The 1,883-nt window shown below is 74.6% G+C and carries 3 protein-coding genes; 2 read left to right on the top strand and 1 reads right to left on the bottom strand.

Features of this window, described 5'->3' with window-relative positions:
- A partial coding sequence (locus tag AB0J52_RS38575) for a GntR family transcriptional regulator (RefSeq protein ID WP_500187994.1) occupies positions 1 to 516 on the bottom strand: 516 nt, incomplete at its 3' end.
- Positions 517 to 601: 85 nt separating this feature from the next.
- Here AB0J52_RS38575 and AB0J52_RS38570 point away from each other — a divergent pair.
- On the top strand, positions 602 to 1,351 hold the full coding sequence (locus AB0J52_RS38570; RefSeq protein WP_500187996.1) for a metallophosphoesterase: 750 nt from the start codon (positions 602 to 604) through the stop codon (positions 1,349 to 1,351).
- 28 nt (positions 1,352 to 1,379) lie between these two features.
- On the top strand, positions 1,380 to 1,883 hold a 504-nt coding region (locus AB0J52_RS38565; RefSeq protein ID WP_500187992.1), incomplete at its 3' end, for an HAD family hydrolase.

The following is a 1,883-nucleotide window of genomic DNA, read 5'->3' as shown; positions in this document are numbered from 1 at the left end:
GATGCGGCCCGGCCCCGCGACGACGCCGCGGGTGCGGCCGAGGTAGTCGGCGAGCGCCCGGCGCAGCTCGATCCGGCCCTGCGGGTCGCCGGCCGCGAAGACCTCCGGGCGGGCCCCGGTGAGCACCCGCCGTGTCGCGGCGAGCCAGGCGCCCGTGGGGAACGCGGTGAGGTCGGGGCGTCCGGGCCGCAGGTCGTGCCGGGGAGGCGGCGGGCCCGGCGGGGACGGCTCGGCCTCGACCGCACGCGCCGCCGCCCCCACCACGGTGGCGCCCGCCCCGGGACGGATGGCCAGGAACCCCTCCTCGGCGAGCTGGTCGTAGGCGGCCGTGACGGTGCCCCGGGAGAAGCCGAGGTCGTGCGCCAGCCCGCGGGTGGACGGCAGGAGCGTCCCGGCGGGCAGCCGGCCGTCCTGGATCGCCGCGCGCAGGGCGGCCTCCAGGCCCGCCCGCCGCCGTCCGGTGGCCCGCAGATCGAGATGGAGGTCGAGCCCCGAACCGGACCAAGAACGCGTCATGGAACTGGATCTTATTTCTGGTCCAGTCGGCTCCTAGTCTCGGAGACCCCGGCCGCCCACCGAGCGAAGGACCCCCGCATTGATCGTGATCGCCCATGTCAGCGACGTCCATCTCGACACCGAGGAGCGCGCCACCGAGCGCACCCGGGCCGTCATGGCCTACCTCGACGGCCTTCCGCACGACCTGGACGCCGTCCTGGTCACCGGGGACGTCGCCGACCACGGCCGGCCCGAGGAGTACGAGCTGGCCCGCGGGCTGCTCGCGTCCCGGCACCCGGTCATGGTCTGCCCCGGCAACCACGACGACCGCGCCGCCTTCCGCGAGTTCCTGCTGCGGCGGCCGCCCTCGACGGCGCCGGTCGACCAGGTGCGCCGCGCCGGCGGCGCCGTGGTCGCGCTCTGCGACACCTCGGTACCGGGAAAGGACGAGGGACTGCTGGAGGAGGAGACCCTCGACTGGCTGGCGAAGGTGCTGGCGGAGACTCCGGAGACGACGCCGGTCCTCGTCGGGTTCCACCACCCGCCTGCCCTGCTGCACGATCCCTACATCGACGGCCTCCGGCAGTTCCGGACCGAGCGGCTCGCGGCCCTCGCCGGCCGCCACCCCAACCTGGTGGCGTTCCTGTGCGGGCACGCCCACACCGCGGCGGCCACCACCTTCGCCGGACGGCCGCTGCTGGTGGCCCCGGGAGTCGTCTCCACCCTCCGGCTGCCTTGGGAACAGCGTCCCCACCCCGGGGACCACGTGTTCCTCGACCAGCCGCCCGCGCTGGCGTTCCACGTCCTGGACGACACGGGACGGCTCACCACCCACTACCGGTCCGTCCTCGGCTGACCGCACCCGACCGACCTGGAGGTCCGGCATGTCCTACAAACTGGTCATCTTCGACAACGACGGCGTGCTCGTCGACAGCGAGCGCGTCTCGCACCGCATCCTGTCCGGCTACCTGACGGAGCTGGGCTTTCCGACGACGCCGGACGAGGCCGTCCGCGACTTCCTCGGCACCGCCGCGCGCAACGTCCACGGGGTCATCGCGGACCGGCACGGCGGCAGCCTGCCCGATGACTTCATCGCGCGGTGGCACGAGCGCGTCTTCGCCGCCTTCCGGGAGGAACTCGCGCCCACCGCCGGAGCCGCCGACCTGCTCACCGGGCTCCGGCTGCGCGGCGTCCCCTACTGCCTGGCCTCGTCCTCCGACCGCACCTGGATCGACCTCACCCTCGACCGGACCGGCCTGCGCTCCCAGCTCCCGCCCGAGATCGTGTTCAGCGCCCAGGACGTGGGCGGTGTGGGCAAGCCCGCACCCGACCTCTTCCTGCACGCCGCGGCGTCGGCCGGCGTCGACGCCCGCGACTGCCTGGTCGTC

It is taken from the genome of Spirillospora sp. NPDC049652 (assembly GCF_040675125.1).
Classification (GTDB): domain Bacteria; phylum Actinomycetota; class Actinomycetes; order Streptosporangiales; family Streptosporangiaceae; genus Spirillospora.
The sequence above is the reverse complement of the archived record's forward strand: the minus strand, read 5'-3'. Positions and strand labels throughout refer to the sequence as shown.